Annotated in this window: 21 protein-coding genes and 1 pseudogene; 6 read left to right on the forward strand and 16 right to left on the reverse strand. The window is 46.2% G+C overall.

Features of this window, described 5'->3' with window-relative positions; all coding sequences use genetic code 11:
• Positions 1–140 precede the first annotated feature (140 nt).
• Together M1D67_RS12140 and ilvA are read right to left on the reverse strand one after the other, a co-directional pair.
• A pseudogene (locus M1D67_RS12140) lies at positions 141–393 on the reverse strand (YpmP family protein).
• A 92-nt stretch (positions 394–485) separates the two neighbouring features.
• Complete coding sequence (ilvA, locus tag M1D67_RS12145) at positions 486–1,754, reverse strand: threonine ammonia-lyase IlvA (protein ID WP_020451874.1); 1,269 nt, start codon at positions 1,752–1,754, stop codon at positions 486–488.
• A 232-nt stretch (positions 1,755–1,986) separates the two neighbouring features.
• On the opposite strand from ilvA, the gene M1D67_RS12150 reads away from it, so the two are divergent.
• Positions 1,987–2,988, forward strand: a complete 1,002-nt coding sequence (locus M1D67_RS12150) for a sigma 54-interacting transcriptional regulator (protein WP_023857390.1) — start codon at positions 1,987–1,989, stop codon at positions 2,986–2,988.
• Positions 2,989–3,003: 15 nt separating this feature from the next.
• Positions 3,004–3,645 (forward strand): PAQR family membrane homeostasis protein TrhA, encoded by a 642-nt coding sequence (gene trhA, locus M1D67_RS12155; protein ID WP_020451876.1) that lies wholly within the window; start codon positions 3,004–3,006, stop codon positions 3,643–3,645.
• A 41-nt stretch (positions 3,646–3,686) separates the two neighbouring features.
• Here trhA and M1D67_RS12160 read toward each other — a convergent pair whose 3' ends face one another.
• From M1D67_RS12160 to M1D67_RS12210, 11 genes are all read right to left on the reverse strand, one after another.
• The gene (locus M1D67_RS12160) at positions 3,687–4,310 is read right to left on the reverse strand and encodes a hypothetical protein (RefSeq protein ID WP_025811262.1); all 624 of its coding nucleotides are present in this window, start codon (positions 4,308–4,310) and stop codon (positions 3,687–3,689) included.
• A 14-nt stretch (positions 4,311–4,324) separates the two neighbouring features.
• A complete protein-coding gene (locus M1D67_RS12165) occupies positions 4,325–4,813 on the reverse strand; it encodes a dihydrofolate reductase (protein WP_020451878.1) in 489 nt (162 codons plus the stop codon).
• 357 nt (positions 4,814–5,170) lie between these two features.
• Positions 5,171–5,710: a phosphatidylglycerophosphatase A family protein gene (locus tag M1D67_RS12170; RefSeq protein WP_025811261.1), complete on the reverse strand. Its 540-nt coding sequence runs from the start codon at positions 5,708–5,710 to the stop codon at positions 5,171–5,173.
• A gap of 15 nt (positions 5,711–5,725) precedes the next feature.
• Positions 5,726–6,328: a YpjP family protein gene (locus tag M1D67_RS12175; protein WP_479831318.1), complete on the reverse strand. Its 603-nt coding sequence runs from the start codon at positions 6,326–6,328 to the stop codon at positions 5,726–5,728.
• Between the two features lie 272 nt (positions 6,329–6,600).
• Positions 6,601–7,371, reverse strand: a complete 771-nt coding sequence (locus M1D67_RS12180) for a class I SAM-dependent methyltransferase (protein ID WP_033155097.1) — start codon at positions 7,369–7,371, stop codon at positions 6,601–6,603.
• 36 nt (positions 7,372–7,407) lie between these two features.
• Complete coding sequence (locus tag M1D67_RS12185) at positions 7,408–7,842, reverse strand: BrxA/BrxB family bacilliredoxin (RefSeq protein WP_025811259.1); 435 nt, start codon at positions 7,840–7,842, stop codon at positions 7,408–7,410.
• Between the two features lie 88 nt (positions 7,843–7,930).
• Complete coding sequence (gene ilvD / locus M1D67_RS12190; RefSeq protein ID WP_020451884.1) at positions 7,931–9,607, reverse strand: dihydroxy-acid dehydratase; 1,677 nt, start codon at positions 9,605–9,607, stop codon at positions 7,931–7,933.
• A gap of 342 nt (positions 9,608–9,949) precedes the next feature.
• Entirely contained in the window at positions 9,950–11,086 is a 1,137-nt protein-coding gene (locus M1D67_RS12195; RefSeq protein WP_026579412.1) for a conserved virulence factor C family protein, read from the reverse strand.
• A gap of 30 nt (positions 11,087–11,116) precedes the next feature.
• Positions 11,117–11,788: an HD domain-containing protein gene (locus tag M1D67_RS12200; protein WP_035338550.1), complete on the reverse strand. Its 672-nt coding sequence runs from the start codon at positions 11,786–11,788 to the stop codon at positions 11,117–11,119.
• Positions 11,776–12,255: a glutathione peroxidase gene (locus M1D67_RS12205; RefSeq protein WP_020451887.1), complete on the reverse strand. Its 480-nt coding sequence runs from the start codon at positions 12,253–12,255 to the stop codon at positions 11,776–11,778. Before M1D67_RS12205 ends, M1D67_RS12200 begins: the two co-directional genes overlap by 13 nt.
• A gap of 15 nt (positions 12,256–12,270) precedes the next feature.
• The gene (locus M1D67_RS12210; RefSeq protein ID WP_103749549.1) at positions 12,271–13,950 is read right to left on the reverse strand and encodes a formate--tetrahydrofolate ligase; all 1,680 of its coding nucleotides are present in this window, start codon (positions 13,948–13,950) and stop codon (positions 12,271–12,273) included.
• A gap of 151 nt (positions 13,951–14,101) precedes the next feature.
• On the opposite strand from M1D67_RS12210, the gene metA reads away from it, so the two are divergent.
• On the forward strand, positions 14,102–15,010 hold the full coding sequence (metA, locus tag M1D67_RS12215) for a homoserine O-acetyltransferase MetA (protein ID WP_020451889.1): 909 nt from the start codon (positions 14,102–14,104) through the stop codon (positions 15,008–15,010).
• 269 nt (positions 15,011–15,279) lie between these two features.
• Positions 15,280–16,431: a diglucosyl diacylglycerol synthase gene (locus M1D67_RS12220; protein ID WP_020451890.1), complete on the forward strand. Its 1,152-nt coding sequence runs from the start codon at positions 15,280–15,282 to the stop codon at positions 16,429–16,431.
• Positions 16,432–16,485: 54 nt separating this feature from the next.
• Here the strand turns inward: M1D67_RS12220 and M1D67_RS12225 are convergent, their stop codons facing one another.
• The gene (locus M1D67_RS12225; RefSeq protein ID WP_020451891.1) at positions 16,486–17,175 is read right to left on the reverse strand and encodes an AIM24 family protein; all 690 of its coding nucleotides are present in this window, start codon (positions 17,173–17,175) and stop codon (positions 16,486–16,488) included.
• A gap of 284 nt (positions 17,176–17,459) precedes the next feature.
• Between M1D67_RS12225 and cspD the strand changes: the two genes are divergently transcribed.
• A complete protein-coding gene (cspD, locus tag M1D67_RS12230) occupies positions 17,460–17,660 on the forward strand; it encodes a cold-shock protein CspD (RefSeq protein ID WP_003230776.1) in 201 nt (66 codons plus the stop codon).
• Between the two features lie 54 nt (positions 17,661–17,714).
• On the opposite strand, the gene M1D67_RS12235 is transcribed toward cspD, so the two are convergent.
• Complete coding sequence (locus M1D67_RS12235; RefSeq protein ID WP_003182837.1) at positions 17,715–17,897, reverse strand: hypothetical protein; 183 nt, start codon at positions 17,895–17,897, stop codon at positions 17,715–17,717.
• A 160-nt stretch (positions 17,898–18,057) separates the two neighbouring features.
• Between M1D67_RS12235 and M1D67_RS12240 the strand changes: the two genes are divergently transcribed.
• Positions 18,058–18,324: a DUF2564 family protein gene (locus tag M1D67_RS12240; RefSeq protein ID WP_020451892.1), complete on the forward strand. Its 267-nt coding sequence runs from the start codon at positions 18,058–18,060 to the stop codon at positions 18,322–18,324.
• A gap of 66 nt (positions 18,325–18,390) precedes the next feature.
• On the opposite strand, the gene M1D67_RS12245 is transcribed toward M1D67_RS12240, so the two are convergent.
• Positions 18,391–18,576, reverse strand: a complete 186-nt coding sequence (locus M1D67_RS12245; protein WP_003182841.1) for a zinc-finger domain-containing protein — start codon at positions 18,574–18,576, stop codon at positions 18,391–18,393.
• Between the last annotated feature and the right edge of the window lie 7 nt (positions 18,577–18,583).

Raw genomic sequence — 18,583 nt, forward strand, 5'->3', positions numbered from 1 at the left:
ATCCTGTCGGTTCAAATGGTGAATTTCCTAGTGAGGCCAAATTCGGCATGAAAAATTCTTTGCCGGCCGAATGCCGTCTTCCGCCCTTTTCCAAGCGGATTTGGCTGTCTTCATGGGCCGGCAAAGAATGCTATCAATTCTTATGCATTATGCTTCAATTCTTCCTCTTGATAAATGGCGAGGTAATCCTGCCATTTCAATGCTCTCTTTAAGTAGTCCCTAAAGGAGTAGACGTTTTTTTTTCCGCTTTGAGCAATAGAGTGTCTTTAAAAAGATTTCGAGCCTCAGACTGGCCATAAAAAAATGCGGGTCGTCCTCCTTCAGCAGGGGTATTTCCGTCACCTTCACCTTCTGTCCATCCGAACGTTTGAACTCCAGGCTTTTAAGTAACAAGCTATCAATCCTCATTTATGAGATATTTTCTTTATTATACATAATCTCAGGAGCCGTTGTCTTTGATTTATACGTGTTTTCAAAAAAATTTCTTAAATCAGCAAATGAAAGAGCCCTTCATCTTTATTCACTTCGACATAGCGGAAGCCTTTACGGTCCATTCTCGCAATCAGCGGCTCGTAGTCTTCGCGCTGTTTCAATTCGATGCCGACGAGCGCAGGGCCGCTGCTTTTATTATTTTTCTTCGTATATTCAAACCGGGTGATATCATCGGTCGGCCCGAGCACTTCATCTAGAAATTCGCGCAAAGCTCCCGCCCTTTGCGGGAAGTTCACGATGAAATAATGCTGGAGTCCTTCATACATCATCGATCTGTCTTTGATTTCCTGCATTCTGCCGATATCGTTGTTTCCTCCGCTCACAATGCATACGACATTCTTTCCTTTGATTTCATCCCTGTAAAGGTCTAAAGCGGCGATCGGCAGCGCTCCCGCAGGCTCGGCGACAATCGCGCATTGGTTGTACAGCTCAAGAATCGCGGTGCATACCTTTCCTTCGGGAACGAGCAAAATATCATCTACAACGGTTTCAAGCGTTTTAAATGTCTCTTCGCCGATTTTTTGCACGGCGGCTCCGTCTACAAATTTATCGATTTTCTCGAGGGTCACGACTTCGCCTTTTTTGTTTGATTCAAATAGAGCCGGCGCGCCTTTGGGCTCAACCGCGATCAGCTTTGTATCCGGGGACACGTTTTTCATGTAGGTTCCCACTCCTGAAAGCAGGCCGCCGCCGCCTACACTTGCAAATAAATAATGGGGTTCTGTTTCGATATCGTTTAAGATTTCGACCGCAACCGTTCCCTGTCCGGCCATGACGGCAGGATCGTCAAACGGGTGGATAAATGCCCGTTTTTCTTCCTCGCAGCAGGCGACTGCGCTTTGATATGCATCATCGAACGTGTCGCCTGTCAGGATGATCTCGATGTATTCCTTGCCGAACAATTCGACTTGAGAAATTTTTTGCCTCGGAGTCGTCGACGGCATAAAAATCTTTCCGTGAATACCGAGATGTTTACAGGAAAAAGCGACCCCCTGCGCATGGTTTCCTGCACTGGCGCAGACGACCCCGTTTTTCGTCGTTTCTTTTGAAAGCTGCTTCATTTTATAATAGGCGCCTCTCAGTTTAAAAGAGCGGACAACCTGCAGGTCTTCTCTTTTTAAATATACGTTGCAATCGTACCTCTCGGAGAGCCTCTCATTTTTTTGGAGGGGGGTATGAATGACAACATCTTTTACATTTTGATGGGCTTTTAAAATGTCTTTGACTTGGATGAGAGAGTTTTCTTTAAGCAACGGTTTCATGTATAAGATCCTTTCTGTATAAAGCTTTATTTAATACGCCATTATATCATGAATATTCAAAATTTAAAGGGCAATTCTTTGTTATTTACAGAATATTATACACTTTCTCAATATATACGGAGTTCTTTTCGATTCTTAATGTGCAGCCAAATATACTTTTTTTCAAAAAACTCTTTATTTGTTCTAATTGGGTGTTATAATAGAACCAATTAGAACCAAAAGGAGATCCGCCATGATTAAACACACGTACCCATCCATAGGGTTCTCCGAGCTGATCGGGGAATGCGATTCCTTTTTGCAAACGAAAAACAGAGCGATACAATTTGCAGCCTCTTCCCATCCGATTCTGATTCATGGAGAAACAGGCACAGGCAAAGAGCTGTTCGCCAAAGCCATTCATTCCGGATCATCTTTCAACCATGATCCCTTCACACACGTAAGCTGCAGCACGCTGAATGAAGATGAAGCGGCTGAAGACTTTTTTCTTTCAGAGATGAATGAATCCGGAACCTTGTTTCTCGACGAAGTGTGGGGGCTTTCCTTGCCTCTCCAGGGCAAGCTTTTGGCAGCCATTGAAAAAGGGATGCCAAAAAGACTGATTGTCACCTCAAGCGTGCCGCTCGGTGAACGGATTGAAAGCAGCGAATTCCGCAAGGATTTGTACTACAGGCTCAATGTGCTCGACCTTCCGCTTCCCCCCCTTGCTGAACGGCGAAGCGACATCCCCCTTCTCGTGCATCATTTTTTAAAAAGCGGGGATCATGACATATATGTCGAACCGGTCGTTTGGAAGGCTTTAGAGCAGCATGAGTTTGAGGGGAACGTCAGAGAACTCAAAAACATGACGGATTATATGAAAACCGTCTCAGACGGGAAAACGATTCAGCTTTACGACACTCCGCCGGCGTTAAGAGAACAAATCGAAAAGAAGAAGCCAAAAGATAAAAAAACGGCTTCAACATCACTGACTTTAATGGAAAAAGAGGAGTTTGCGTTTTTGCTCGATGCAGTCAAGCAATTAAATGAAAAAGGAGAGCCTGCCAGCCGCAGAGTTCTGTCTGAACTGAGCAAAAACGGCAAGTCGGAGCTTACCCCCCAGCAAGTGCGCAGCAGATTGGATTATTTGGAAAAAAGAGAGTTTATTACAAAGGGCCGCGGAAGAGCCGGGACAAAAATCACGCTTGAAGGCCTCCGCTTTTTAAGCTCTTTAAAGCATCACATTATTCAAGAATAGAAAGGGTGTCTTGGTATGTACACGATTAAAGAAGAAATTGCGAATGCAATTACCCATGGGCTCGGCGTTCTCCTCTCCATACCCGCCATCGTATTTTTGGTGATATTTGCGATTCGCTACGGAAGTCCGGTGGATGTTGTCAGCTTTTCGATTTTCGGCGCTTCCATGCTGTTCCTGTATTTAAGTTCGACCCTTCTGCACAGCATTCAGCACCAAAAAACAAAAGATATTCTTGAGATCATCGATCACTCAGCCATCTACGTACTGATTGCGGGTACATACACACCGCTGCTCCTCGGACCTTTGAAAGGCACGCTCGGCTATACAATGCTTGCGGTCGTCTGGGGACTTGCGATTGGCGGAGTTGTATTTAAAATCTTTTTTGTGAAACGATTTATCGTGGTCAGCACGCTGGTGTATCTTGTGATGGGCTGGATGGCGATTATTGCGATCAAGCCGCTTTATACGGCCTTGACCGGAGAAGGATTCGCCCTGCTGCTCTTAGGGGGAATATTGTATTCTGTCGGAACGATCTTTTATTTATGGAGAAAGATCCCGTATCATCATGCGATTTGGCACACCTTCGTACTCGGCGGCAGCGCCTCCATGTTTTTCTGCGTGCTTTTCTACGTGGCAAAGGTGCCGTTTATATCATAAATGGCGAAAACCAGGCTCCCATAAAGGAAGCCTGGTTTTTTTTATGCCCGAAGCTGTTTGTTTTCGGTCAGGACGTATGCCGGGTGGATCGTCAAGTCGATATCAGCAGGTCTCAGCCTCTTGAACAACTTGCCTTTCTTCATGTCTTCCGTACCGGCTGTTTCGACTGCAACGATCGGAATGCCGAGCTTTTTGGATAAAGATTTGTAATCGAGCCCGTCATCTTCAGACAGAATAAAGCTTTGGCCTTTCCTGACGATCTCTTCCACTTTTTCAAGTGATGCTTCCTTGTCGGCGCTTTTTTTGACCGCGGCCATTTTATTGAGCCAGCCGCTGAGCAGCGGATAACGAAAGGCGCGCGGATCAGCAAAAAACGAAGCCGTTTTATCAAGGTGTCCGAGCAGCACGGCGAGCTCTGACAGGCCGAGCTTTGGATGCACGTAAAGGACGGGGCCAGCCGGGGATCTTCCATTCTGATGGATGGAAACGGTCGAACCGGTTAAGCCGATGCACCCCCGTAAAAAAGCTTTCGGCTTATCAAAGACAGCTTCCATCTGATTGGCGTACGAAAGGCGCGGGTCAAGTGTCTGTAGCGCCTGCAGGAGCTTGATATGCTTGATGAACATATAGGCCGAATACATCCATAAAAAACAATAGCGAAACATGAAAATCCTCTCCTCTATCCTTTTCTTTGATAAACGAGGAATTCGTAGTCATATGGATTTTTGTCATCTTTCAGGCCTTTCCGCCTCGAAACGATTTCCCACTCAGCTTCGCTGAATTCAGGAAAATACCGGTCCCCTTCAAAGGTTTCATCGATTTTTGTCACATACAGCTTGTCCGCAAAAGGCAGAATCTCCGCGTACAGTGTTGAACCGCCGATGACAAAACATTCTTCGTTTTTGTTTTTCGCAAACCGCACCGCTTCTTCTGCCGAGTGCATCACCTGACAATTCGGAATATCCAGTTCTTTATTGGATGTAACGATGATGTTCTCCCGGTGAGGCAAAGGTTTGCCGATGGATTCAAACGTCTTTCTCCCCATGATCACGGCGTGTCCTTTCGTCACCTCTTTAAAATACTTCAAATCCTGCGGAAGATGCCATGGCAGATCATTATCTTTGCCGATCAGGCGGTTTCTGTCCATGGCGGTAATCAATGAAATCATTAATTTAAAGCCCCCTTATGATGTTTGTAGCGAAATAATGCCGGATGATGCTCATCTCTTTGTGTGATCATCTGTGAACATGATGCATGAAGATGGAGGTTAAAGCTGTGATGAGAGGAAACCTTTCTTCGAGGTTTTCATTCTGATCAGGCCGCCCGAATGCATTGGTGTCATTCCCCGTTTTGTTCAATTCCGGTTCTCTAACATATGACGGGATATATCCGCATGATGTTTCATTTTTTTCATCCTTTTGTAGTGTATCTTGTTTAACCTTTCGAAAACAAGACATTTTTCGGGAAAAGACATAAAATATCGGCATAAAAAAACCCCGCCTGATGGCGGGGAGGGCGAGGTCTTTCAACGGCTTTTCGCAACGCTCTGTCCGTCTGTTCTCTCTTCATCCTCAAGATCCTGATGCGAATGGGCAATTCGGCTTGCAGCAGCTGCCGCCAAGGCAGCGACGATATCATCAAGGAACGTGTGAACCTCATCGTCCGGACAGTCGTCCAGTTCTTTAATGATGCCGAACTTTTCTTTATCCAGATAGCCGAAGTTCGTCAAGCCGATCGAACCGTAGACGTTTACGATGGAAAGCGGAATAATCTCGTCGATCCCGTAAAGGGGTTCATCCGTTTCGACCAAATATTGAAGCGGTTCAGGCAATAGCTTTTTCTCGGCAAGCTGGTCAAGCGCTATCCCCGTTAACACGGCATGAACGATTTCCCTTTTGTTTAAGACCTTTTCGACATTCTCAACGCATACAGCAAGCGACAGATCAGGATGGTATTTTTCCTGCAGCTTTTGTACGATCAGTGCAATATCCTCAATCGTAACCCCGCGCTCATTCAGCATATTTTTCGTTAAGTGCACCATTTCATTCATCGTATACTTCTTCATCTGCATCAATCTCCTTTAGTGGCTCATCCAGTTAGGCGGTGTATTGCGGTCCCAGTATATGCTTCCGAGATCGTGATGTTTTTGAAAGCCGTCTTCGGCAGTATGATAATGAAAGTTAAACCAGTACCCTTTATGCGGCGGCTTGTCCCTGCGCACATGGAACCTCAGCACATCCTCCCCCGTTTTCCGGTTGTAAACGTGGAAGATTCTCTCCGACTTCCCCGCCGTCGGCGTTTTGGAAATGACAAGATCCTGGTAAGCGTCATTGTCCTGCATTGTCATGAGATGGCTGACGATGATCTCCTCGACCTTTGGAAGCACTTCTTCCCTGTACTCGTCTTCGATGACCGGCGATATCCTGCTGCCGAATTTTACGAATGACAGATTTTCTGCTTCATTGAGCAGTTCATCCTTGTAGCTGTCAAATGAAGATTTGGATTCGCCGTCTTCTTCAAGTTCGGGCTCTTCCTGCTTTTGATAAACAGCTGTATACCCGGATTCTTTCATGCTCTGATGCTCCTGCGGCTTGTCCGCCATTAATGCCGCAGGAGGAGATACAAGGCCGAACGTTGCAATTGTAAATAATGTGACAAGCGCTTTTCTCATCCACATCTTCATGACTGATTAGTCCCCTTTTGGATCGCTTTCTCGTTTTCTCTTATTCTATCATAGGTTGAATTTTCAGTCATTCATAAAGTGACGGTGCAAATAAACAAAACGCCTTTTCTTTTGGCGATAAAACGTTTACAATCAAAGATGAAAATTCCAAAATTGGGAGTGATCGTTCATGATTGAAGGTCTTTTTATAACCGCTTCATTGATTACCCTCGCTTATTTTATCGTCATGGAAATCGCAGATTAAAAAATCCCAAGGTATATACCTTGGGATTTCATTTTTCGAGAACACCGTAATGAAACAGGGCCGTTTTGCGTTTTTTTACGCGAAATCCGTATTTTTCGAAGCGCGGACTTTTCCAGTGGTCTTTCAGGACCACTCTTTTTCTGGCGACCCGAAGTGCTTCATTTAAAGCACCGTCAAGCGTAAACTCGGAATGCGCCCACTTTCTTAAAGGGGCGATGCCGTTTGATTCTTCGATTCCATCATCAAACATCGGGTCAAAGTAGACGATATCTGCTGAATCATCATCAAGATCCAGCAGATATTCAAAGCTGTCGCCGGAATGAACCCGAATCCTTTTCATCGCCTGATCCAAAGCGTCAAGGCCTGTCTCCCACGATTGAAGCCCCGCCTCGACAAGAAAAGCGAGGAGCGGGCTTTTTTCAATTCCGCACACCTCGCCTTGTTCGCCAGCGGCAAGGCTTGCAATGATGGCGTCTGATCCAAGGCCGAGCGTACAATCGAGCAGCTTGTCTCCCGGTTCAACTTGTGCAGCTTCGACAAAAGGATCCGGTTCGCCTCTTAACATGCGCTTCGCCCGGAACATCGCAGAGTTCGGGTGGAAAAAGAACTTTTCGCCTTCTGAATGATACAGCTCGAAGCGCTCTTTTCCAACCACGAGAACATCTTCCTGCTCTGTCTCCCGGATTTGGCGAATCGCCCGTTTTCTCCGTTCGGAAAAGCGGGCGCCGAGCGTCCGGCTGATTTTTTCCGCCGTTAAAACCGTGTTTTCAGTCGGTCTGTAGCTTGTTGTGACAATCATGTTCTTCTCCGTAAAAAATGCCCTTCAAAGGGCATTTTAGCAATGTTTTTCAAAAGCGTCCGTGATGTTTTTCATAATCTCCGTCATTTCACGGCCTTCAATCTGTTCACGAGGAATGAAATGAACGACTTCTTTGCCTTTCAGCAGTGCCATTGAAGGTGAAGACGGTTCATATCCTTCGAAGTATTCCCTCATTTTCGCCGTTGCTTCGCGGTCCTGTCCGGCAAAGACTGTAACGGTCTCATCAGGCCCGTTTTCGCTTCCGGAGACGGCCTGAACGGCTGCCGGTCTCGCCAGCCCTGCGGCACATCCGCAGACTGAATTGACGACGACGAAAGTCGTGCCTTCTGCACCTTCCATGAATGTCTCAACTTCTTCCGCGGTCGATAACTCTTTAAAGCCGGCCTGCACCAATTCCTGACGCATCGGAAGAACGAGCTGGCGCATGTATTCTTCATAAGCTGTTGACATATTAAAAAGCCCCCTCTATAAACCTTGACTACTGATGTCAAGGATACTACAGCGGGGGCTGAATTTCAAACACCGGGCGAAAAAACCGCTAGATTTTCATAATGCCGCCGGTATTGGCAGATGTCACCAGCTTTGAATACCGGGCGAGATAGCCCGTTTTCACTTTCGGTTCAAATCCGGGCCAGTTTGCTTTTCTTTTTTCCCACTCTTCATCGGAGATTTCGATGTTTAAAATCCGCTTTTCGATATCAACAATGATATGGTCGCCGTTTTCTACGAAAGCAAGCGGGCCGCCTTCAGCTGCTTCCGGCGAAACGTGGCCGATCGAAAGACCGCGGGAGGCTCCGGAAAAGCGGCCGTCGGTAATTAAAGCAACTTTCGGACCAAGGCCCATTCCGACGATCTGCGAAGTCGGTGCAAGCATTTCAGGCATTCCCGGTCCGCCTTTAGGACCTTCATAGCGGATGATGACGACATCTCCCGCTTTTACTTTACGGTTAATGATGCCGTCAAGCGCTTCTTCCTGTGAGTCAAAGACAACCGCAGGTCCTTCATGGCGGGTAATCCCGTCTTGGACGCCGCCGGTTTTAATGATCGCACCGTCAGGCGCCAGGTTGCCGAACAGGACGGCGAGTCCGCCTTGCTCTGAAAACGGCTGATCGATCGGATGAATGACCTCGTAATCTTTCACTTCGCGCCCGGCAATATTTTCGCCAAGCGTTTTTCCCGTTACGGTCAGCGTATCCAAGTGAAGCGCGCCTTCTTTTTTCGACAGCTCGTTTAAGACTGCTGATACGCCTCCAGCTTCATGCAAATCTTCAATAAACACATCGGAAGCCGGCGCAAGCTTTGATAAATGCGGAACCCTTGCCGCTACCTCATTGATCCGTTCAAGCGAGTAGTCGACCCCCGCTTCATTGGCGATCGCAAGCGTATGAAGGATCGTATTCGTTGATCCGCCGAGCGCCATGTCTAAAGCGAACGCGTTGTCGATCGCTTTTTCGGTCACGATGTCGCGCGGTTTAATATCCGACTTGATCAACTCCATCAGCTGGCGGGCCGACTGTTTGGCAAATTCCCTGCGGTCGGGCGATGTCGCCAAAATGGTGCCGTTGCCCGGCATGGCGATGCCAAGAGCTTCAGAAAGGCAGTTCATCGAGTTGGCCGTGAACATGCCCGAGCATGATCCGCATGTCGGACAGCCGAACTGTTCAAGCTCCTCAAGCCCTTTCTCATCGATTTTGCCTGATTGATAAGCGCCAACGCCTTCAAATACAGAGGAAAGCGAGATTTTCCGTCCGTCGCTCGTTCTTCCCGCTTCCATCGGCCCCCCGCTGACAAACACGGTCGGAATATTGATCCGCATTGCTGCCATGATCATACCCGGCGTGATTTTATCGCAGTTTGGAATACACACCATTCCGTCAAACCAGTGCGCTGATACAACCGTTTCCACTGAATCGGCGATGATTTCGCGGCTCGGAAGAGAATATCTCATTCCGATGTGCCCCATCGCAATTCCGTCGTCGACCCCGATTGTATTAAATTCAAACGGAACACCGCCGGCCTCTCTGATCGCCTCTTTGACGATTTTTCCAAACTCCTGCAAATGGACATGACCCGGTACGATATCGATATATGAGTTGCAAACGGCAATAAACGGTTTGCCGAAGTCCTCTTCTTTTACCCCAGCCGCGCGCAGCAAACTGCGGTGCGGCGCTCTGTCGATCCCTTTTGTAATCATGTCACTGCGTAAACCTGTCATCGTGATCCTCCTAAACATCTTCGTATTTACATTCTATATTTTCTGAATATTCAGTTTTAAAAAACTGACTGCTAACCGCTTGCCGGACTGATCCGCAAGATGACGGCTGTTTTGATCTTCATCTGTAATCATTCCCCATGAATCAGAACCTCCACATTCCATATGATTGCTAACTACTATATATATTTTCAGCGTGTTTTTCAACAATATTCGAAATATTTTTATAGAAAAAGTGATATTTTATAACAAGACGCGTGACTTTTTTCAAAATTCCCGGATGGATCGCCGCTGCAGAGCGAAGAGCTTAAGGCATAAAAAAAGACGCTGTTTCCAGCGTCCTTGTCAGCCGTCTTTTTTGCGGCTTTCCGTCATTTGCTTCCATACGGAGCCTTTCGCTTCTTCACCGTATTCGATCCGTTCGACCGCCATTTTGACTTGAAGGCTGACTTCAAATTCGGGATCGTTTTCAGCTTCTTTTAAAGCGGGAAGCGCGCTCTCATCGCCGACTTCGTACAGAAACATGGCGGCTCTCCAGCGCACAAGCTTGCTCGGGTCCTTGAGCGCTTTGATCATTGCCGGAATCGCTTCCGGGTTTCCGATGTCTGACAGACAATCACCGGCTGTTCTTCTGACCGTGATCGTTTTGTCTTCGAGTGCTTGATATAAAAGAGGAAGCACCGCAGGCGTTTCGATCATGCCCAAATAAACGACAGCAAGTCTTCTGATCGATGTTTTCGGGTCATTGAGCGCTTTTTCGAGTACTGGAATGTCCTTTTCATCCGGATCCATTTGTTCAAGATGGGCATAGCGTTTTTGCCAATCTTCCTCATCCATCATTTCAAGCGTTACCCGGTAAGACTTTCGCTGCACAGCCGCGCGTTTATCCTCAGCATCGCTTGATGCGGCTGATTCCGTCAGCTTCCGCAGGCGCTCCTCATCGTAAGCCGCCTCAAGCTCTTCCGTTACTTCACGGCCGATTTCTGAAAAATCGCCGAATCTGACGCCTTGCTCTTTCCAAGACCGTTCGAGCACGACGTTGGAAGACGCGGTTTTAAGCTTCAAGATCGCTTCTTGGAAACGTTCTGGAAGGCCGAAGCGCTCCTCGCGCTCGCCGTCGGTCAATTTCACCTGCATCGGTATCCCGCTGAACATTTGCACGAAGACTTTAACTTCGCCAAACGATTCTTTTTCTTCGGAACGGCCCCCCGCCTCTTCGGCTTCGTCCATTCCGAAAGCAGCACGCACGGCAGGGAGGATGTCTTTCCAGTCAAATCTCGCATTGCGCTCGACAGCGATAAAATCGGCCACATGGTAGACGCCTTTTACTCCCTCTATGTTTAAAACCTCTTGGATGACGGGAGGCGCGCCTTCCGCATGGTCCTTTTTATAATTATTGCTTTTTCCGCCCGGCAGTTCTTCGGTCAAAATCACCTTCATTGTATTCGGGCTCGGTGTCGGTTCTATCGATTTAATTTTCATCATTGTCCCCCTCTGTTAAAAGATCCGGTCTTATTCTACCATAACCCCCGGCCCTGATCTATCAAGGCGGCTTTCTCTGGAGAAGGCGCATTCATTTTCCAGTTCGCCGAGAAATTCGAGCATCAGCTGATGCCTTTTTTCCGCGAGCATCCGTCCCGTCTTTGTATTCATCAAATCTTTTAAAAGGAGAAGCTTCTCGTAAAAGTGGCCGACAGCAGTAGGCGCATTGGCGCTCCCGTAGAGGAGATGACCCTTTGCCCCTGCATACATCAAAGCCCTGGCGATCCCGACGGCGCCGATCGCATCAAGCCGATCGGCATCCTGAACTGCCATACCTTCTTTTGAAAGGCGTTCGTCTTTATATTTTTCTCTGTCTCTGAATGACATTCTTGTGATGATGGCAAGAATCCCGTCAACCGTTCCAGGATCGACCTTCCAGTCTTCTGAGAGGCGCCTTTTCAACTCATCAAGCGGAACCCGGTGTTCATCGTCCAGCTTTACATCAATCATATCGTGGAGAAGGGCGGAAGCTTCGGTCACAAACAGGTCTGCACCCTCTTCTTTTGCAATCTGAAGGCTTATGTTCCGAACCCTTTCGATATGCAGCCAGTCATGTCCTGTCCCTTCGGCTGCGAGCTTTTTTCTTACCCATTCGGACATCAAGCGGATCTGTTCTGTTTGTTCCTGATTCAGCCCAGCCATTTCTGAATGGCCTCCTCCATCTCCTTTGGATTGGTTTGCGGTGAAAAACGCTCAACGTTCTCCCCGGTTTGATCAACGAGAAATTTTGTGAAATTCCATTTGACCGCTTTTGTTCCAAGCATGCCCTTCGCCTTGTTCGTCAAGTGGCGGAACAGCGGGTGGATTTGATCTCCTTTTACATTCACCTTCGAAAACATCGGAAACGTGACCCCGTAGTTTACGCTGCAAAATTCTTCTATGCTTTTTTCATCGCCAGGCTCCTGATTCATGAATTGGTTGCTGGGAAAGCCCAGAATCTCAAGCCCCCGGTCTTTATATGTTTCATACAAGTCTTGAAGCTGTTGATATTGGGGTGTAAATCCGCACTTTGAGGCCGTGTTGACGATGAGAAGCACTTTGCCTTTATACGGCCGCAGTGTCGTGTCCTCGCCTTTAATCGTCTTGACGCTGATATCGTAAATGGACATGACGGTCCCTCCTTTTTAGAATAAACCTTTGGCCCTGCCGTCTTCACCGACATCCATTTTAAGTGCAGCAGGATGTTTCGGCAGCCCGGGCATTGTTAAAATGCTGCCAGTTAAAGCGACGATAAATCCCGCGCCCCTCGATGGTTTTAATTCACGGACGGTGATGCTGAAACCTTTCGGCCTGCCAATTTTCCCCGGATCATCTGATAAAGAATACTGAGTTTTGGCCACGCATACTGGCAGCCCGTCCAATCCGTTCTTTTTCAATTCCAGCAGCTGCTTTTTCGCCTTTTCGGTAAACTCTACCCCCTCGGCTCCATAAACGGTGCGGGAAATTTTGGCTAATTTGTCTTCGATCGAGTCGGTTAATTCGTATAAATAGGAAAAATGATTGTCCTTTTGCTCCATGACATGAATGACTTCCCTTGCCAGGTCAATCCCGCCTTTTCCGCCTTCTTCCCAAACATTGCACAGTGCAGCCGGATGCCCGTTGTCCCTGCACCAGCCAAGAACCGTCTCAAGCTCATCCTCCGCATCGTGTACGAACCTGTTGACGGCCACAACGTACGGAAGACCGAAGGCGTCTATCGTTTCGATATGCTTGGCAAGGTTTGCGATTCCGCTTTTTAACGCGTTTACGTCTTTTTGCTTCAAATCGGCGAGAGGCATTCCGCCGTGCATTTTCAGCGCTCTTACGGTGGCGACGATCACGACCGCTCCCGGGGTGAACCCGCCGGCTCTCGTTTTGATGTGCATGAATTTTTCCGCACCCAAATCCGCGCCAAATCCCGCTTCAGTCACGACATAATCAGCCAGTTTCGCCGCCGTTTTAGTCGCGATCAAACTGTTCGCCCCGTGTGCGATGTTTGCAAACGGGCCTCCGTGGACGAGCGCCGGTGTTCCTTCAACAGTCTGAACAAGGTTTGGTTTGATGGCATCTTTTAACAGGAGAGCGAGCGCTCCTTGAACACCGAGCATGCCGGCCGTCACCGGCTGTCCGTCAACAGTGTAGGCAACGATCATTGCTGCCAGACGTCTTTTTAAATCGGCCAAGTCTCCGGCCAGGCATAAAACGGCCATGATTTCCGATGCGACAGTAATGTCAAAGCCGTCTTCCCGGGGAAATCCGTTCGCTTTTCCGCCTAAGCCGACAACGGTTTCGCGCAGCGCCCTGTCATTGAGGTCAAGCGTCCTTTTCCAGACGATTTTTCTAATATCGATGTTTAATTCGTTTCCCTGATGAATATGATTGTCTATAAAAGCCGCCAAAGCGTTGTTCGCAGCTGTGATCGCATGCATATCTCCTGTAAAGTGAAGATTGATATCCTCCATCGGAAGAACCTGGGAATATCCTCCTCCGGCAGCCCCGCCTTTCAGTCCCATTGTCGGACCGAGTGAAGGTTCCCTCAGTGCAACGATCGATTTTTTGCCAATCTGCCAGAGCGCCTGGCTCAATCCGACGGTGACAGTCGACTTCCCTTCGCCGGCCGGGGTCGGGTTGATGGAGGTTACCAAAATCACCTGTCCATCGTTTTTTTCTTTTAAACGCTCAAAAATTTTTAAAGAAATTTTCGCTTTTGTGCAACCAAAACACTCTATTTCATCGTCATTTATATTGAGCTTCCGTGCAATTTCGGCAATCGGTTTTAATTCCGTACTTTGGGCGATTTCTATGTCTGATAGATGGGATTTCATTTGCAAGAGGATCCTCCTTTTGGTTCATCACACGATGATTTTCCATATTTTTCACACACTTCTTTCATTGTAACACAATTCACACATTGAAATATCGCCAAAAAGTTCCTATAATGAAGAAAAATCAGCGGAGAAAACCGGAGGTGGCGTGTTGCCTATCAACATACCTATCAATTTGCCAGCGAAGCAGATTCTTGAAAGTGAAAATATTTTTGTCATGGATGAAAAACGGGCTTTTCATCAGGACATCAGACCTTTAAATATTGTGATTCTTAATCTGATGCCGCAGAAAATCAGGACCGAGACACAGCTGCTCAGAATGCTCGGAAATTCTCCTTTACAGGTATATTTCACTTTTTTAATACCGTCTACACACACGCCAAAACATACACCAAGGCAGCATTTGGAACAGTTTTATACAACTTTTTCTTCGATCAGGAACAGAAAATTTGACGGCATGATCATTACCGGCGCGCCGATCGAGCACCTGGAGTATGAGGAAGTGTCCTATTGGAAAGAACTTCAGGAGATTTTAGAGTGGAGCAAAACGCATGTCACGTCAACGCTCCACATCTGCTGGGGAGCGCAGGCGGGGCTTTATCATCATTACGGAATTCGCAAAGTCAAACTGCCGAAAAAAACATTTGGCGTTTTCGAACACAGAATAATGGAGAAAAATGAAAGACTGGTCAGAGGCTTTGAAGAGTTCTACTATGTCCCGCATTCAAGGCATACAGATATAAATATGGATGACCTAAAAGCCGTTTCTCATTTAAAAGTGCTCAGCGTATCCGATGAAGCGGGCGTCTGTTTAATTGCTTCAAAAGATGAAAAACAAGTTTTTTTAACTGGACATCCTGAGTATGATACAGATACTCTTAAAGAAGAGTATGAAAGGGATTTGGCCAGAAACATGGACATTGATCCGCCGGTGAATTATTTTAAAGACGGGCCGGACGGTGCGGCGCCTGTAAACCGCTGGAAAGCCCACGCGACTCTTTTGTTCATGAACTGGCTGAATTATTACGTTTACCAGGAAACACCGTACGAGTGGAAATGAAATTCTCATGCCCTGGTCTGATGCAAGACATTCAAAATGTGTTAAAATACTGTTGGGTTAGTCTTCCATAAGGGGGTTCGGCTTGGCCGCGAAAGCAGGAATAATAAGGAACCCAGTGCTTTCCTGCCGATCCATACTTTAAAAATACCTTAATTTTTGTTCTTCATTTATAATTAAAATAATATTTATGGTATGGTATGTGTGGACATTGACTCCTGTTTTTTTACCATTTTAGCTCTTGCTGTTTGAATTAATTGAGGTGAATATGCTTGAATACCAATAAAAATATATTAATTTTGACTGCAAATTACGGAAATGGCCATGTTCAAGTAGCCAAAACGCTCTACCAAGAGTGCGAACGGCTCGGTTTTAAGAATGTAACTGTTTCGAATTTGTATCAAGAATCAAACCCGATTGTGTCAGAGATCACACAGTATCTCTACCTGAAAAGCTTTTCAATCGGTAAACAGTTTTATCGCCTTTTCTACTATGGGGTCGATAAAATTTACAATAAAAGAAAGTTTAATATTTATTTCAAAATGGGAAATAAACGGCTGGACCAACTGGTTAAAAAACATCAGCCAGACATCATCATCAATACGTTTCCAATGATTGTCGTACCCGAATACAGACGGAGAATGGGAAAAGTCATTCCGACCTTTAACGTCATGACGGATTTCTGCCTTCACAAAATTTGGGTCCACGAACACATTGACAAATATTACGTTGCCACTGATTATGTGAAGGAAAAACTGCTCGAAATCGGCACTCACCCGAGCAATGTCAAGATCACGGGTATTCCGATCCGCAGGCAGTTTGAAGAAGAAATGGACAAAGATAAAATCTACGAGAAGTATCAGCTGTCTCCCGACAAGAAGATATTGCTGATCATGGCAGGCGCACACGGGGTTCTTAAAAACGTAAAGGAACTGTGTGAATCTCTGGTGACGAAAGAGGATGTTCAAGTCGTCGTCGTGTGCGGAAAAAATACGATGCTGAAATCTTCACTGGAAGACATTGAAGCCCTTTATCCAAACAAGCTGAAATCACTCGGTTATATTGAAAGAATTGACGAGCTGTTCAGGGTGGCTGACTGCATGATCACAAAGCCGGGCGGAATTACCCTGACGGAAGCCACGGCAATCGGCGTTCCCGTCATCCTTTACAAGCCTGTTCCCGGGCAGGAAAAGGAAAATGCCCTGTTCTTCGAAGACAGAGGAGCTGCCATCGTCGTCAACAGGCATGAGGAAATTCTTGAATCAGTCTCCTCCCTTTTGGCTGATGAGAAAAAGTTAAACGAAATGAAGAAAAACATTAAAAACTTGCATTTATCCAATTCATCAGAAGTCATCCTGACGGACATTATCGAGCAGTCTGAAATCATCATGAACAAAAAACAGACTGTCCGGGCGCTGTCCTAAAAAAGCCCGAGTCAAAAAAACACTTGCCCTGCAAGTGTTTTTTTTCGTTTAATATTAAGATTCCGAGTAATAAACTTCTTCAAACGGCTGCACAACGACAAACCCGTTCCCTGAAAACTTCATTTGGATCGATTCCCCGCTTCCCCTGCCGATGAACGTCTTAAAAGATACATCTGTCACAAATTCAGGCTGAAGGCTTCCAGACCAGGCAACCGTTGCGTTTGGATCGGTATAGACTGGGCTTTCCGGGGTTACGATCAAAGTGAGCGGTTCGTAATGGCTTGTGATTGCAGCCATTCCAGTTCCCTCAAGCTTAATGTTAAACAATCCGCCGGCCAGCATGCCGGAAATTCTTTTCATCAGTTTGATGTCCCAGTGGATCGACGGCTCAAATGCGAGCAGATCGTGCCCGTTCACAAATATGGAGTCCCCCTTCAAGTTTAAGATGGAGATCTTCTTTCCTTGATCAGCGAGGTACACCTTTCCGTTTCCTTCCGCTTTCATCAGTGCAGCCCCTTCTCCGCTGAACACTTTTTTCACCATCCGTCCAATTCCGTGTTCAAATACCCCTTCACGCTTAAATTTGACTCTTCCCCTGTAGGAAACCATCGAACCGGCCTTTGCCCACACTTTTCCATCGAGATTAACTTCCAAGAGACGGGGTGTTTCCATTTCAAACAGCCCCTCCCCTTTGTCTTCCTGCTGGGTTTTGGATACAAACTCATCAACCGAATAACGGTTCATCTATAAACACTCCTCTTCGCATTCCTGATATTGGTTTTATTATATACGGGCTGACGCTTAAAATGTTTCGTCCACTTTGCGAAAAATAATGATCAATAACCAGAAACTGAAAACGATTTCAAAGAAATTCCTTAAAAAAGCATTAAAGTTCATTTTTTTCTCTTGACAGCTTGACGAAGCCTCCATAGATAGTGTATAGTGAAACCATCATTTAGCAGAACACCGTTAGATGATGAAAATTTTTTTTAGCACATTGTGCTACAGTACTAGGAGGATTAAGCAATATGCAAAACGGTAAAGTAAAATGGTTTAACAATGAAAAAGGCTTCGGCTTCATCGAAGTTGAAGGCGGAGACGATGTATTCGTTCATTTCACTGCAATCGAAGGTGACGGATACAAATCTCTAGAAGAAGGACAAGAAGTTTCTTTCGAGATTGTTGAAGGTAATCGTGGACCTCAAGCATCTAACGTTGTAAAGCTTTAACAAAATCAAGACAATTGAGACTTCAAATAAGAGGAGAGGCATTTTTTGCCTCTCCTATTTAATTTTCAGCTGAATTTCGATTGCCAGTATATTTTGCTTCAACCTTTGCTCGATTTCCTCAATGTTCTTCTCGAGAGATGGACGCCCCTTTTTCGCGATATCAACGAGCTGTTCAAGATCTTTATATACCTCCACAAATGTCTTGTGAAGAACGGTTTGCAGTTCATTGCTTTCCACTGTTCCTCAGACTCCTTTTTTTCATGATTACCTAAATTAGTAATAAAGACTTATATTTTTTAGGTTCAATAGTTATATCGGATTAATTTTACTTTATTTTTTCTATTTCACACATAAAAATGCCTTTTTTAGAAAAAATACTTGTCGGAGGTGTATGATCATGAACTCAGAACATCGCGATGATCTTGTAACGGGATTTAATCAGCGCAAGCAGCTTGAAATAGCCGTAGAAACCGCCCAAAAGACGACGGGAATGGCGACGAGGCAAAAGAGCTCCACTTTGCTGAAATCGGCGTATCAATCCATCGAAGACGCCAGACAGCTGTCACAGGCTGAGGAACTATCCGCACTGGATGAAGACTTCTTAAACGAACAGCTCAACATCTTAAATGATTGCCAGCACCAGCTTGACGAATCACAGCATTAAAAAAACCGCGTTCAGCGGTTTTTTTAGCGCGGCCCAAGGATGATGGTTTATTGGGGGGATCAATTTTTAATTTTTGTTTGTCAGCACGTCTCCATAGGTTCGGAGCTTTTCTCCGACCGTGCATTTTGAAATGCAAAATGCGTGGGCATACGTTTTTCCGTATTCTTTTCTGAAGTGTTTTTTAATGAAGCACCCTTCACAGTAGGTGTCCTGCAAATGTGTGAGTTCCTTAAAGATCTCTTTCTTATCCAAAACGTTC

The sequence above is a fragment of the Bacillus sp. PK6-025 genome (assembly GCF_056530265.1).

Bases quoted from the DNA above. Each gene is read 5' to 3' on its own strand.
- M1D67_RS12195 (WP_026579412.1), bottom strand. From the start codon at position 11,086: ATGAAAATTAAATCGATAGAACCGACACCGAGCCCGAATACAATGAAG.
- M1D67_RS12150 (WP_023857390.1), top strand. From the start codon at position 1,987: ATGATTAAACACACGTACCCATCCATAGGGTTCTCCGAGCTGATCGGG.
- ilvA (WP_020451874.1), bottom strand. From the start codon at position 1,754: ATGAAACCGTTGCTTAAAGAAAACTCTCTCATCCAAGTCAAAGACATT.
- cspD (WP_003230776.1), top strand. From the start codon at position 17,460: ATGCAAAACGGTAAAGTAAAATGGTTTAACAATGAAAAAGGCTTCGGC.
- M1D67_RS12185 (WP_025811259.1), bottom strand. From the start codon at position 7,842: ATGTCAACAGCTTATGAAGAATACATGCGCCAGCTCGTTCTTCCGATG.
- M1D67_RS12165 (WP_020451878.1), bottom strand. From the start codon at position 4,813: ATGATTTCATTGATTACCGCCATGGACAGAAACCGCCTGATCGGCAAA.
- M1D67_RS12160 (WP_025811262.1), bottom strand. From the start codon at position 4,310: ATGTTTCGCTATTGTTTTTTATGGATGTATTCGGCCTATATGTTCATC.
- M1D67_RS12175 (WP_479831318.1), bottom strand. From the start codon at position 6,328: ATGAAGATGTGGATGAGAAAAGCGCTTGTCACATTATTTACAATTGCA.
- M1D67_RS12200 (WP_035338550.1), bottom strand. From the start codon at position 11,788: ATGGCTGGGCTGAATCAGGAACAAACAGAACAGATCCGCTTGATGTCC.
- M1D67_RS12240 (WP_020451892.1), top strand. From the start codon at position 18,058: ATGAACTCAGAACATCGCGATGATCTTGTAACGGGATTTAATCAGCGC.
- M1D67_RS12210 (WP_103749549.1), bottom strand. From the start codon at position 13,950: ATGAAATCCCATCTATCAGACATAGAAATCGCCCAAAGTACGGAATTA.
- trhA (WP_020451876.1), top strand. From the start codon at position 3,004: ATGTACACGATTAAAGAAGAAATTGCGAATGCAATTACCCATGGGCTC.
- M1D67_RS12225 (WP_020451891.1), bottom strand. From the start codon at position 17,175: ATGAACCGTTATTCGGTTGATGAGTTTGTATCCAAAACCCAGCAGGAA.
- M1D67_RS12205 (WP_020451887.1), bottom strand. From the start codon at position 12,255: ATGTCCATTTACGATATCAGCGTCAAGACGATTAAAGGCGAGGACACG.
- M1D67_RS12170 (WP_025811261.1), bottom strand. From the start codon at position 5,710: ATGAAGAAGTATACGATGAATGAAATGGTGCACTTAACGAAAAATATG.
- M1D67_RS12180 (WP_033155097.1), bottom strand. From the start codon at position 7,371: ATGATTGTCACAACAAGCTACAGACCGACTGAAAACACGGTTTTAACG.
- ilvD (WP_020451884.1), bottom strand. From the start codon at position 9,607: ATGACAGGTTTACGCAGTGACATGATTACAAAAGGGATCGACAGAGCG.